This window comes from Nodosilinea sp. FACHB-141, from assembly GCF_014696135.1.
GTDB lineage: Bacteria > Cyanobacteriota > Cyanobacteriia > Phormidesmidales > Phormidesmidaceae > Nodosilinea.
Genome location: NZ_JACJPP010000015.1, coordinates 198,514 through 210,902, shown reverse-complemented (window position 1 = coordinate 210,902; position 12,389 = coordinate 198,514). Strand labels below are relative to the sequence as shown.

The 12,389-nt window shown below is 58.6% G+C and carries 10 protein-coding genes; 4 read left to right on the top strand and 6 right to left on the bottom strand.

Annotated elements, in window-relative coordinates; all coding sequences use genetic code 11:
* Window positions 1-82: 82 nt before the first annotated feature.
* On the bottom strand, window positions 83-709 hold the full coding sequence (locus H6F59_RS17165) for a methyltransferase domain-containing protein (protein WP_190702708.1): 627 nt from the start codon (window positions 707-709) through the stop codon (window positions 83-85).
* Window positions 710-765: 56 nt separating this feature from the next.
* On the opposite strand from H6F59_RS17165, the gene H6F59_RS17160 reads away from it, so the two are divergent.
* Window positions 766-1,806 carry an LD-carboxypeptidase gene (locus H6F59_RS17160; RefSeq protein WP_190702706.1) on the top strand — a complete coding sequence of 347 codons (1,041 nt, stop codon included), beginning with the start codon at window positions 766-768 and terminating at the stop codon, window positions 1,804-1,806.
* A 4-nt stretch (window positions 1,807-1,810) separates the two neighbouring features.
* Here H6F59_RS17160 and H6F59_RS17155 read toward each other — a convergent pair whose 3' ends face one another.
* From H6F59_RS17155 to H6F59_RS17135, 5 genes are all read right to left on the bottom strand, one after another.
* On the bottom strand, window positions 1,811-3,391 hold the full coding sequence (locus H6F59_RS17155; protein ID WP_190702703.1) for a glycosyltransferase family 39 protein: 1,581 nt from the start codon (window positions 3,389-3,391) through the stop codon (window positions 1,811-1,813).
* 179 nt (window positions 3,392-3,570) lie between these two features.
* The gene (locus H6F59_RS17150) at window positions 3,571-4,833 is read right to left on the bottom strand and encodes a hypothetical protein (RefSeq protein ID WP_242021526.1); all 1,263 of its coding nucleotides are present in this window, start codon (window positions 4,831-4,833) and stop codon (window positions 3,571-3,573) included.
* Window positions 4,834-5,104: 271 nt separating this feature from the next.
* Window positions 5,105-6,610, bottom strand: coding sequence for a C-3',4' desaturase CrtD (gene crtD / locus H6F59_RS17145; RefSeq protein WP_190702700.1), 1,506 nt, complete (start codon window positions 6,608-6,610; stop codon window positions 5,105-5,107).
* 187 nt (window positions 6,611-6,797) lie between these two features.
* Window positions 6,798-7,727 carry a heterocyst differentiation control protein gene (gene hetR, locus H6F59_RS17140; RefSeq protein WP_190517414.1) on the bottom strand — a complete coding sequence of 310 codons (930 nt, stop codon included), beginning with the start codon at window positions 7,725-7,727 and terminating at the stop codon, window positions 6,798-6,800.
* A gap of 609 nt (window positions 7,728-8,336) precedes the next feature.
* The gene (locus H6F59_RS17135) at window positions 8,337-8,918 is read right to left on the bottom strand and encodes a hypothetical protein (protein WP_242021525.1); all 582 of its coding nucleotides are present in this window, start codon (window positions 8,916-8,918) and stop codon (window positions 8,337-8,339) included.
* Between the two features lie 456 nt (window positions 8,919-9,374).
* On the opposite strand from H6F59_RS17135, the gene H6F59_RS17130 reads away from it, so the two are divergent.
* Genes H6F59_RS17130 through H6F59_RS17120 form a run of 3 tightly spaced genes read left to right on the top strand, consistent with a single transcriptional unit; the run spans window position 9,375 to window position 12,320 of the window.
* A complete protein-coding gene (locus H6F59_RS17130) occupies window positions 9,375-9,887 on the top strand; it encodes a Ycf51 family protein (RefSeq protein ID WP_190702697.1) in 513 nt (170 codons plus the stop codon).
* A 46-nt stretch (window positions 9,888-9,933) separates the two neighbouring features.
* Complete coding sequence (locus H6F59_RS17125; protein ID WP_190702694.1) at window positions 9,934-11,121, top strand: iron-containing alcohol dehydrogenase family protein; 1,188 nt, start codon at window positions 9,934-9,936, stop codon at window positions 11,119-11,121.
* Window positions 11,118-12,320 (top strand): aspartate aminotransferase, encoded by a 1,203-nt coding sequence (locus H6F59_RS17120; protein ID WP_190702691.1) that lies wholly within the window; start codon window positions 11,118-11,120, stop codon window positions 12,318-12,320. The genes H6F59_RS17125 and H6F59_RS17120 overlap by 4 nt, the downstream gene beginning before the upstream one ends.
* Window positions 12,321-12,389 lie beyond the last annotated feature (69 nt).

Here is a 12,389-nt window from a genome sequence, read left to right as displayed (position 1 = left end):
GGAGGATGGAGAAGGTGAGGAGGGTGGGGAAGTAAGCTAAAGTCTTCCTCATCTCCCCTTCTCCCTCATCCCCTCATTTCTCTCATCCCCGCTTCCGCAATCGCCCAAAGTGCTCTTCCCCTTGCCGCGAGGGTATAGAGTTCGTCACTGGCTCCAGAGTCAATATTTCAAAGTGGGGTTCAAACAACTGGCGCACTTCAGCGGCAGTAGTGCCAAAAGGAGGGCCACCAGAGCGCTGGTGGGTGAAAAAGACGGCCAGCAGTTCGCCATCGGGAACCAGCAACTCGGCCACCAAAGCTACGTAGTCAGGACGCAGAGCGGGATCGATCGCACAAAAGCAGGTGTGTTCGATCGCATAGTCAAACTGGCCTGCCAGGTCTGGGGTCAGCTCAAAGATGTCCTTTTGCAGCAGGTTTAGGGAGAGATGCTGCGCCTGGGCTTGCTCTCTCAGCGACTGAATCGGCGAAGGGGCAAAGTCTACGGCAGTGACCTCAAACCCCTGCTGGGCAAAGAAGATAGCATCGTGGCCGCGTCCGGCACCAAGGGCGATCGCTCGACCCGGCTGTGGTGCATCCGCCCCATTCAGCAGCGTTTGAAAGGCGGGGGCGGGATGGCCCAGATCCCAGCGAGGGGTGCCTTCTTGGTAGCGCTGTTCCCAATCGTCGGGTCCAAGGGATGGTAGGGAAGAGGACGGAGGTTGTGCGGTCACGGGGGGACTCCGGTGTATGCTCGGCAGTGGTGTTGCAAAATTTTAGGGTAGCGCGTATGCGGCGGCGACAGCTATTGGGCGGGCTGGGGGTAGCAGCGGCAGGGGTAGCGCTTGGGCAGCGAGCGGTGCAGGCCCAAGGACGTCCTGCTCTGCTGCCACCGCGCTTGCGAGCGGGAGATACGGTGGGCATTGTCAGCCCAGCGGGGGCCACCTTTGAGCGCGATCGCCTCGATCTGGTGATCGACGCTGTCAAAGCCCTCGGTTTCGTGCCCCGCGTGGCTCCCCACGCCCTGGCGCGCTACGGCTATCTAGCGGGCACCGACGCCGAGCGGGCCGCCGATGTAAATGCCATGTTCGCCGACCCGGCAGTAAAAGCACTGCTGCCCATTCGCGGTGACTGGGGCAGCGCCCGCATTCTGCCCTACCTCGACTACGACCTGATTCGTGCCAACCCCAAAGTTGTCATCGGGTTTAGCGACATCTCGGCTCTGCTGCTGGGCCTCTACGCCCAAACGGGGCTGGTCACATTCCACGGCCCCCACGGCCTGACCGCCTGGCGAGACGATCAGGTAGAACCGCTGCGCCGCATTGTCATGAATGGCGAAACGCTTACCTACAGCAACCCGCTGCTGGGTGGCGATCAAGACCGCTTGATGCGCGACCAGGGCCGTATTCAGACCATTACCTCGGGCCGCGCCACCGGGCCACTGCTAGGGGGCAATCTCTCGGTCATTTCCGGCATTGTGGGATCGCCCTATATGCCCGACACCACTGGGGCAATCTTGTTTTTAGAGGACGTGGGTGAAGCGCCCTACAGCATCGATCGCATGCTGACCCAGCTCAAGCTGGCCGGAGTGCTCGACGGTCTGGCCGGGTTTGTGTTTGGCCAATGCACCGCCTGCGGTCCCGGCGAAGGCTATGGCTCGCTCACCCTAAGTGACATTCTGCAAGACCACATCAAACCTCTGGGCATTCCCGCTTATGCGGGCGCGTGGATTGGCCATGTAGAGCCGCTGTGGACGTTGCCCATTGGCGGCTCAGTGACGATGGATGCCACCCTCGGCAGTCTGCAAATGCAGACTCCAGCCGTAAGCTAGCGGTTTAAGACCCCTGCGGCGGAATCAGCCGCACCAGGTCGTTGGGAGCAAACCCGTTAACATCGGCGGTTGGAGCTATCTGCCACCCCGGCGGCACCGCATCGAGCATGGTCGACGGCGGCTCAAACAAAAACAGCCTGGGCTGGTCTTGAGCAACAGCTTGCAGGGTGGTTACAGGGGGCAAGGTTCTCTCAGGCAGCAGCCACAGAGCGGTCTCAGGGTTGAGGTAGTGGCTGAGGGAAATTGCTTCTCCCAGTGCAATGCCGCTCTCGCCAAAGATAACCACCGAAGCGTTCTGCTCGTTGAGATAATTGGCGATCGCCAGGTTGGGGTAGCTGAGGGATTTGTTCCACCAGGTGAAGGCGCGGTTGTTGGCGAACCCAGAGGCGATGCCCAGCGTGAGCAGCAGAGCCAAAAGAGCCGCCCCCACTGCCCTAGAGCGCTGCGATGCGGCAGCAAGACCAGCATTGAGCAGGGGAGCGATCGCCAGCGGCACCAGCAGCAGCGACGGAAAAAAGTAGCGGGTATTGGTGGAAATTTGCCCGGTGCGCACGATGTCACCGCAAATCAGCACCAGGGGCGGCAGCAGCAGTCCGCAGCCCAAAAACACCGCCGTTGAGCGAGGATAGTGCCGCCCAATCTGAACTAGGCTGACGGTCACCAGTCCCAGCACCAGAGCCGGACCAACCACCGTAAAAAGATGGTCAATGGGCAGATTAAAATCAACCACGGTGGCGCTGTAGTGCAGCCCCCACAGCTTCGCCAAATAGTCTAAAGACTGAGGGTCATCTGTCCAGGCGGTGACCTCTTTCAACCGATCCCACCGCCGCACAATTGTCCAAATCCAAGGGGTGAACAGCCCAATACCCAAACCTTGGGCCAGCACAAACCCCATCCAGGGCCGTCGCTGTCGCTGGGTCAATGCCATAAAGACCAGGTGGCTCAGCCCCAGTAATCCAGTCATCAGCGATCCGTACCAGCTCAGCCCCAAAGCCAGACCATAGGCCAGCCAGGCCAAGGGTTGGTTGAGTCGCACCGCCCGCGCCAAGGCACCATGGGCCAGCAGCAACCCCACTGCCCATAGGCTGTACTCGCGGGCCTCCTGGCTGTATATGATTTGCACAGGCGAGACCGCCATCAGAGCTGTGGCCAGCCAGGCCACTGGCGGGTGCAGCGGAAACAGCTGCCGCCCCAACCAAAACATGGCCGCCAGAGCGATCGCCCCAAAAATCGCTGCGATCGCTCGATAGCCCCCCACCGATGCCCCAAAAATCCGTCCCCAACCGTGGGCGGCGAGGTAATACAGCGGCGGATGCTCCGGGTGATTGGCCAGGGCATCCCAGCAGGCTGATAGAGAGGGGGATGGCGGCATCTGCTGATAGCGCAACAGATCGGCGGGGGCCAGATCGGGGCGATCTAAAACAGCATCTTCCACAGCTGGGCCAATGTAGCCTGCCACCCGCAGGCTGGTATAGACTTCATCGTGCCAGTAGACCTTGCGGTCTAAGTTAGAGAAACGTAGTACTAGGCCCACTGCTATGGCGGCGATCGCCACCCCCTTGACCCCAACCCAGCCCTTTGCCAAGCCTTTTCTCCTTAAGTTTGGCCCTAGTCATCTTGGCTACAGCCGTGCTTGAGCTCTAACCTACCCCAGACGGAGGCTAAAACTCGCCAGTTGCCCTAGCCTGCATCTGCTAAGGCAGAGCATACTCCCCAGCCCAAAGGGAAAGCTAAAGCCATTGACTGGCTCCTCCCAGTAGCGATCTAAAACTGGTAGCCTACATCGTTAAAGTTAGTGATCAGTGCCACGTTGGCGTGCTCTAGGCTAGTGACCAGCCAGGGCACCTCTTTGCAGGTGCGGCGCTCATGCAGATTAAACAGCACCGAAAAGCAGCGCTCTAGCCAGGGCTTGGCGGCCGAGCAAAACAGCACAAGCCGCAGCAGCAGTCCCATGGTTAAGGTGTGCCCCACGTCATCAACTAGGTGGCGAAAGTTGCGAAATACGGGCCGGTGGGGGCTATCGACCACCAAAAAGTTGAGCAGACGACGACAGGTCTCAACCAAAATAAAGCTGTTCAACGGCTGGTTATCGAACTCCGCCAGGGTTTCGCGCAGGTACTGGCGCAGGTTGCGGGTGAAGTGGTTGCCGCTGTACTTGGGCTCTGCCACTGCGATCGGGCCAATTAGGTAATCGACAAACTCATCCTTAAAGTCGCGGAACGATCGCACAGTTTTGCTATAGGTAGCAAACCAGCGAGCTTGGTCACGGTGGGTACGGCCATCAATTTTGCCGGTGTAAAAGCTCAATGCCTGCTCTAGACCATCAGCATCAAGCAAGGTGGGGTTGACCGCCTGTATAGCCCGACCGGAAGTTTGGTGCTGGGCATGGTATCTCGCCAAGCGAATGCCCAGGTCGGTCTCAGCTCGACGGCGCAGGTCGTTGATGTTTTGCTTTTGCTCTTGGCCACTGTCTTTGGTCAGCAGACTGTTGTCGTAGAGAAAGGGGTAGTGGCGAATGCGGTGGGCCAGAGGCTGATCTTCAATCACCGCCGCCGCAGAGACATCGGCCTCCCGAGCGGGGGCCATAATCTGCTGAAGCCGTACCAAAGACGCATACTGCTCAGTTTGAGGAAATTCTTTAACTAAGCCGTAGACCTTTCGAGCCTTGGGGTTAGTGCTGTTGGCGGGGGGCAGATCCTCAAATAGCCGCACCAGTTCTGGAATTGCCCAATGGTCACGAGGCTGGGTGTACCAGAGATTGATCAGGGTGTAGCAGCAGCGGTTGAGCACATACTTAAACTCGCGGTCAGCGGTCTCTTGCTCAGACAGACTCAGAAGGGCGCTAGCCACCGAGCTGTCGGGGTAGTTGGCCACATCTAAAAACAGGCTGCGGAACCGCGCAATCAGCTCATGGGGGGCCTCCTGCTTGCGCCAGTACTGCCAGTGCTGGTAAAGCAAGTCCTCTAGGTTAGCTGGGGGCCGACTAGAGTAATTTGACCACGAATCTAAGGAATCCCAAGGACTCATGCTGCTGACCTGATTAGAAGAGCGGTAGATGACGAAGGCACCCGATCAAAACCGATGTTGGTGGGGATTAGCTGCACTTCCAGGAACAGGAACGGCTTAGCTACAGCAGGTTTGCCGGTAGGCTAAGTAGCGAGTTTTACTTAGACCAGCCCAGAGTACGGGCATAGTTTAGACAATAATACCCAGGACAGGGACAGTTTTCTCCGTTAAGTAGGATGCATTTTTTAAAGTTTTCTTGAGGATTTGCCCCTCACAGACTCTTGAAGAGTCTTTATTGGGCCACAATCTGCCTCACTACGGTTTGGGCCGAGTAGCTCACCCCCGCCGTCCCCTCACCCGGATGGGTACTGTCACCCACAAGCCAAAGCCCGGCCAGTGGCGTACGGTTAGCAAACCCAAAGGGACCGAATGTGTTTATTCGCATCCCCAACCCACCAACACTGCCCTGGTCGCGAGCAGTGAAGTGGGCAAATGTCCGGGGAGTAGCCGCCTCGACGTGAATCAGATGCTCGGCCCGTAGGTCAAAATAGCTAGACAGCCGCCGCAGAGCACCATCAGTATAGGCCTGCTTCATAGCCTCATAATCGCCCTGCCACCAAGGCGCAAGGTCAGTGAACGATGAGGCCACAATGGTGGCTCGCCCCTCAGGAGCGCGCCCATCTCCAGGGCGGCTAACCGACACAAACAGGGTGTTGTTTTCGGCAATGGGGCCGTCGTAGCTGTAGAGAAACTGCAGGTGGGGTGGACAACCTTGGGGAATTGCCGATGCCTCTACCCCAAGGTATAGGACAAAAGCACCGTTGCCCTCGGGCAGCGCCTCAACCCGCCGCTGATAGCTTTGGGGAGCGCGATCGCCCAACAGCTGCACCAAATTTTGCACCGTTACATTGGCTACCACGTGGTCAGCGGGTTCTACCCAGGTTTTGCCCATGCTCTGGTCTTCAACGGTTACTCCGCCCACTCGGCCCTGCACCCCATGGATCTGTCGCACTCCATGATTAAGCTGAAGCAGGCCACCATCGCGCACCAGCGCTTTTTCTAAACTGTCGCTCAGCACCTGCATGCTGCCCTTTAAGTGCCACAGACCCTGGGGCGCTTGAGACATACTCAGGGCAGTAGCGGCATAGAGCACCGCCGTCTCATCGGCACTCACCTGGGAGTAGAGTTTGAGCTGAAGGTCGAGGAAGGTCTTGAGGCGGCGATCGCCCGCCAACCCCAGCTGCCTCAGTACCTGACCCACTGTGCTAAAGGTGTAGGGCACCGTCACCAGGGTATCGGGGCGCAGGGCTTGGGTCAGCTGCCACAGATCCCAAGGGCTGCGGGGGGGCAACACCGGCTGTCGCGCCTGAAACCGCCAGCTGGGCTGAAACAGAGTCTGCATCAGCTGCCAGAAGGGCTCACTGCCCGGAAACTGCCGCTGGCGCTCGGCCTGCCAGGCTGCGGGGTCGCGCCATACCTGAATAGGCTCGGTTTCGCCGGGCAAAAACACGGCACAGGCTGGGTCACAGGGGGTCGTCTCCGGCAGCGGCAGGTCGAGCTCGCTGAAGATTTGGTGGTGAATGCCTCCCGGCTCTAGCCCCGCCACCTGAGTTGCCCCTACGTCAAAGGTAAAGCCTCGCCGCTTAAAGGTTGAGGCACAACCCCCGGCCACACGGGCCTGGTCAAATACCCGCACCGCATAACCTCGGCGAGCCAGCAGGGCAGCTGCGGTTAGTCCACCAATGCCAGCGCCAACCACAACTACCCTACGGCCAGACAATGAAGAGACATGGCCCATAGCGTTACATTTCTTTATGATATTTTAAGCTTAACTCAACCTGGGGGTGAGATTGGCCGATTTTTTGGGTGAGGGTGGAGTTCACTGGCTGCGAGGTGTCAGGTTGAGTCGAGCGGGCTCACCCATCCTCAAATGCCTCGCTTCGACCATAGCCACTGGGTTAAGGCCTAGATTGCAAACTAACGCTTTACTCGTACTCGCGGCGGCCTGCGGCAAATTGCAGCACCATGGGCAGACCACCATCCTGGTGATACTTGTCGGCCCAGGCACGCAGCATGGCATCAAGTTCTTCTAAAGCGGCCTTGCGATCTTGGGGGGCAACATCAAACACCTCTACCCCCCGCAGCACGCCCTCATCTTCTCGCACCCAGGCTTGCAGTAGGCTAAAGAATCTGGCCACGTCGTCGATCATGGCAAAGACTCGCTCCTGCTCCCCCTTGGGTGAATAGGACTCGCTAGCCAGGGCATACAGCGGAATATCCACCAGGGGAGAGTCAATTTGAATCACGGTACCGGAGTGCAGCAGCCGAAACTTGATGTGCAACATCAAAGCATCGCTGAAGGGCATGCGCTGGCTGGAGGGCAGTTCCTCCTGCGACATATGATGGAGCAGCTCCATCAGCTCGGCGAACTCAACCTGGTCTAAGATGCGCGCTCGAGGGGCGCTCGAGGGCAGGCTTTCTTCGATGGTCTTGCGCTCGCCGGGGGTCAGCCCCTGCAATCGCACCCGTGCCGCACCAGGGGGACAGGGAAAGTGCTCTTGCCAGAGAAAAGGCAGGGCAATGAGATAGTAGGGCTCCTTTGAATTGAGTACCTTGAGGCTCTGCCCCTCCGCCAGGGCGACCTGAATCTCTTGCACTATGGCTTTGACCCGTTTGGGTTCAACGTGGTACAAAAACCCCGTCTTGCGAATATTGTTGCCCTGTTCGACGAAGGTGCTGTAGATCGCCAGTTTAGCGGCGGTGGTGGCGGCGTCTAAAAAGGCTCCGTAGCGGTGCCCGCCCATTTTCATCGTGCTGAGGGCAAGGTTTAGCAAAATCCAGTCTGCGGGGCTACTGTCTACGGCTCGCAGCAAATCATCTTTCAAATCAGGCGGAACTTGGGACGGGTGGGTCACAGGATAAAAATTACTCAGACTAGGTAAATTACAGAATTTTTAGCCTCAGTAACTTACCGATAACACCAAGGTGACGATGATGGCTACTTAGGTCAAAACAACCGCGCTTGAGCTGCTTAAAATCGCCTTGCTCAATGATTTAGAAACCCGCCATAAGCACTGGGCAGGTAAGCATTGAGTAAAAAGCATCAAGCACCATTTGCCCGCCCGCCTTTGCAGAGCTAACCTGATTTGGTCTAAGCACACAGTGTGCTCCAAAGCCTCAGCCTTTAGCTGTAGAGCGCTGCTATGCCCTAACATAGCCCAAGCTCACAGCTCTTGCGGCTTTCTAAATTGGCGGGTTTAATCAGAATTCAAAGTATAGGTTTAGTTGAAGAAAATGCTTCATATTAGGGAGCAAAATGCTCAGAAGTTAATCGTCTCCAGTCAGGAAATTGGAGTCAGTCTCCATTCAGCCTGATTTGGGCATGAATTTATCCGTATGTATACCTAGGCGATCGCTGAAGCCTAAAGCCTGGGAAATAACCCCCAGCTCTAGGCGGCTCAATGCTGGGTGTGGCTATTCCACCAAAATGGTTACAGGTCGCAAAATCGGCCCTGCAAACAAGACTACGATCCAGTATCGGCGGGCTGGGCAGCACCGCAATAGCCGTTGACCTCAGTAATTAACTGCGATTCGGTTTGGGAGAGGGTCTCGATGGAAGATACCGCTGTCATGGTTTGCTGCTGAGATTCTTCGATTTTGGCGGGTAGCTCGGCCTCTGTCTCGACCTGCACCACGAGATCCATGGCTTCTCGGGCATCGGTGAGGGCGGTGCTGAAGCCCTGCACAACCCCTACATAGTCGTCCCTAAACTTGCTGAGGTCTTCGTCCCGTAAAGTAGTGGACTGGAGATCACCGACCAGCCCGTCTAGGTTGGTGACTACTTTATCGACGGCAGTGGTGTACTGGCTGGCGGCTAGCTTGATGTCGTCTAGATTTTTGACCTGGGCGGCGCTCTCGCTAAAGGTTTGGATCTCGGCTTCAAACTCCTGCATAAAGCCTTGGGTTTGGTTGACCACTTCAGCGAGCTGGTTGCACTGGGCGACCTTAGATGACCCACAGCCGAACAGCAGCAGCGGCAACAAAAGCACTGCCCGGCCCATGCCCCGTCGCCATTTACCCATGACCATATCTGCTACCTGTGTCATCGCTGCCGCCGTTGTTTATTGCTACGGCTTCAAGTTTTACCCTGTCTTGGGTAGGTTTACAACCTAATTTATTGAGTTTTGATGGTGAGGTGAGGTGGAATATAGAGGTAGCTAAGGAAGGGGTTTGCGGCTCTCATTCAGCCTGGTTGGAGCAGCGGTGATGGCGATCGCGATTCTCCCCGGAAAGGCTGTGCTACTGCCTGTTCGACCACCGCGATTCTCCTCCGGAGAGGCTGCGCCACCGCCTCCAGTTGTGGCCCTGCTCCGCAAAGACTGGAAAACTGCTGATAGGATCGGGTATTGAAGGGTATTGCTAGATACCAGGACCGTGGTTCTGGGATAGCTATGGGTCTGGACTCCATCGCTGCAAGGGAACGCTTTTCCTGATTGGGCCAAGGGCTTCTGCGATATCTTGGATACTCTGACCGTCTCAGTCTATAAGGATGCGATCGCACCATGCTCAGCCCCGCTGAATTTTTAACTGCCACCCAGTGGGCTGGCATTGGCACTCTAGCCCTGGCAGCGCTGACGGCGCTGGCCTTTGGGCTGAAGTGGGGCCTACGTTTTCGCCTGGTGGGGGCAACGGGGTTTGCTGCCGTGCTCACCGTTGGTCTGCTGGGTCTGAGCTTTGAGCCCTTCAGCCGCACTGCCGTGCCCGGTGCCATTCCTTACACAACGGTTTACGACTCCGGGGCTAGCCAAATTGTGATTACGGTGCCGCCGGCCATCACCCCTGAGACGCTAGACGCTACCCTGCACCAGGCCGCCAGCAATCTGTTTAAGCCCTACCGCCTAGGTCTGCCAGGGCAGGTCGCCACCATTCGCGCCCGCACGGTTGTCCATAACCCTGGTGGCATCTCTCGACTGCTCTACTTAGGCCAAATTCAGCCCACTCCCAAGGGCTCAGAGGAACCGTTCCAGGTACAGATCAACCGCGATTCCTGGTCCCAGCTCCCTACCCCAAGCTAAGCCCATCTACACCTAATAAACCTACTTATCCACCCTCTCTCGGCCTATGACCACCGCTCAACTACCCACCCTTGCCATCGCTCCGGCCCAGGTTGTTCGGGGAGACGGCATTTTGACGGCCCAGGAAGCAGCGATTTCTAGAGGGATCGCTGCGCAAATCGCCCGACTGGGGCAGCGTCCTCTGATTGTCGGCGGCAGCCACAGCCTGAAGCTAGCTGCTCCTCTAGTTGAGGTCCTAAGCGAAGCGGGTCTAGCGACTCAAACAGTAACCTACGGTCACGACTGTAGTGAAGCGACCCTGGCCCACCTACACTCTGCTGCCACCGATCACCAAGCCGATGTGGTGATTGGCATAGGCGGTGGCAAAGCGCTCGATGCCGCTAAGCTGCTGGCCCACCATCTCAATCAACCAGTTGTGACGGTGCCCACCTCGGGCGCTACCTGTGCCGCCTGGACCGCTCTGTCGAATGTGTACTCCGACCAGGGGGCCTTCCGCTACGACGTGTCCCTAAACACCTGCCCCAATCTGCTAATTCTGGACTATGCCCTAATTCGCACCGCCCCTCGACGTACTTTAGTAGCGGGCATTGGCGATGGCTTGGCTAAGTGGTATGAGGCTGCGATCAGCAGTGGCACGAGCCAGCAGACCCTGATGGTGGCAGCGGTGCAGCAGGCGCGGGTACTGCGCGACATTCTGCTGCAAAAAACCCCGGCGGCCCTGCACCAGTGGGGTGGCCTTGACTGGCAGGAGGTCGTAGATGCTACGGTGCTGCTGGCTGGGGTTGTAGGGGGTATTGGCGGCGCCCAGTGCCGTACCGTGGCGGCCCACGCCGTACACAACGGCCTGACTCAGCTACCCGCCAGCCACGGCATTCTCCACGGCGAGAAGGTAGCCTACGGCATTTTAGTGCAGCTGCGCCTAGAAGAGATGGGGGGCAACGCTTCCCTGGCTCGGGCCGCGCGGCAGCAGCTGTTGCCCTTTTATCAAGCGGCAGGATTGCCCCAAACCCTAGCTGATCTGGGCTTGGGAGACATCACCCTAAGCCAGCTTCAGCAGGTGGCCGAGTTTGCCTGCCGCGAGGGATCTGACATTCACCACCTGCCGTTTACCGTCACCCCCGAAGCGGTAATGGCGGCTATGGTGTCGCCCCTGTGTCCTGAACTGCGCGAAAAGACCCGCGCCTCTGCCCCTGCCCGTTCGTCCTCTAGTGTTGCCCCGGAGGTGCAGCCATGACCCTCGACTGGATGCCCACCGCCCACCGCCTTAGCGCCCTGCCCCCCTACGTGTTTGCCCGCCTGGATGAACTCAAGGCCCGCGCCCGCGAGCAGGGACTTGACCTGATTGACCTGGGCATGGGCAACCCCGATGGCCCCACCCCGGCCCCCGTAGTGGAGGCCGCCCGCGCGGCGATCGGCGACGCCGCCACCCACGGCTACCCGCCCTTTGAAGGCACCGCCAGCTTCCGCACCGCCATCACCGACTGGTATGGTCGCCGCTACGGCGTGGCCCTCGACCCCACCGCCGAGGCCCTGCCCCTGCTGGGCTCTAAAGAGGGCATTACCCACCTAGCCATGGCGTTTATTAACCCCGGCGATCTGGTACTAGTGCCGACTCCGGCCTACCCGGCCCACTTTCGCGGCCCGGCGATCGCCGGAGCCGAAATCTACAACCTGCACCTCACCGCCGCCAACAATTGGCTAATCGACTTCGACGCCATTCCGGTGGAGGTGGCCCAGCGGGCTAAGGCGCTGTTCTTTAACTACCCCAACAACCCCACCGCTGCCACGGCCCCTCGCGAGTTCTTTGAGGCTGCGGTGGAGTTTGCCCACCGCTACCAGATTTTGCTGGTGCATGACCTCTGCTATGCTGAGCTGGCCTTTGATGGCTACCAGCCCACCAGCCTACTGGAGATTCCCGGCGGCAAGGAGGTTGGGGTTGAGTTTCACACCCTGTCGAAGACCTACAACATGGCCGGCTGGCGGGTAGGCTTTGTGGTGGGCAACTCCCACATTATTCAGGGCCTCCGCACCCTCAAAACCAACCTCGACTACGGCATTTTTGCGGCTCTGCAGCGGGCGGCGGAAACGGCCCTGTCGCTACCCGACCACTATCTAGAAGAAGTGCAGCAGCGCTATTCATCGCGGCGCGACTTTTTGATCGACGAGTTTGCCTCCCTGGGCTGGACGGTGGACAAACCCCAGGCCACGATGTACTTGTGGGTGCCCTGCCCCCCCGACAGCACCTCCACAGACTTTGCCCTCTCAGTGCTGCAGGAAACTGGGGTGGTGGTCACCCCCGGCAACGCTTTTGGTCCCGGCGGAGAGGGCTACATTCGCGTCAGCCTGATTGCCGAGTGCGATCGCCTCGCCGTCGCCATGGATCGCATTCGCCAGGCCGGCTTCCGCTTCGCCCCCGAAACAGCGACGGTGTAGGCCTCGAAAAGCCGGGGTGCTAGTCGCCTCTACCCCGGCCTCTAGCCCTAGGCTGTATAGTTAGACAAA